The sequence below is a fragment of the Caulobacter sp. genome, assembly GCF_017744445.1.
In the GTDB taxonomy this organism is placed as follows: domain Bacteria; phylum Pseudomonadota; class Alphaproteobacteria; order Caulobacterales; family Caulobacteraceae; genus Caulobacter.
In genome coordinates, this window is the sequence record NZ_JAGIBH010000160.1 from 1 (window position 1) to 510 (window position 510).

Annotated in this window: 1 protein-coding gene; it reads right to left on the reverse strand. The window is 68.8% G+C overall.

Going from position 1 to position 510, the window contains the following annotated elements:
* Nucleotides 1–40 precede the first annotated feature (40 nt).
* On the reverse strand, nt 41–510 hold a 470-nt coding region (locus J7528_RS24205; RefSeq protein WP_291879949.1), incomplete at its 5' end, for a glutathione S-transferase C-terminal domain-containing protein.

Here is a 510-nt window from a genome sequence, read left to right on the forward strand (position 1 = left end):
ATTACGACCTGCACGAAAGCGAGCTGGCCCCCGCGAGCGTCTAGGCGTTGGCGCTGGGTCGAGCCGAGGCCCGTTCGCGCCAGGCCTTCAGCCGCTCGGCCTCCTCGGGAACCTCCAGGCCGATGAAACCGGCGAAGTCGATCGTCGTCAGGGCGACGATGTCGGCGATCCCGTAGGCGTCGCCGGCGATCCATTCGCGGCCGTCGGCCAGTTCGCGGTCGAGCCACGTCATGGCCCTGGCCGCGATCGGCTTGTTGGACTCGCCGAACTCGCGGTTCTGGACCAGCAGCGACGCCGTCAGCGGATGGGCGTGACGCCAGTACATGCCGACCGGGACCATCACTTGGAACTCGATCCGGCGCACCCACATGTCGGTGCGCGCCTGGCTGAGGGCGCAGGTCCCGAACATCGGCGGCGTCGGGTGCAGGGCTTCCAGATAGCGGCAGATGGCGACGCTCTCGCTGATCATCTGGCCGTCGTCCAGCTCCAGCACCGGCACCTGGCCCAGGC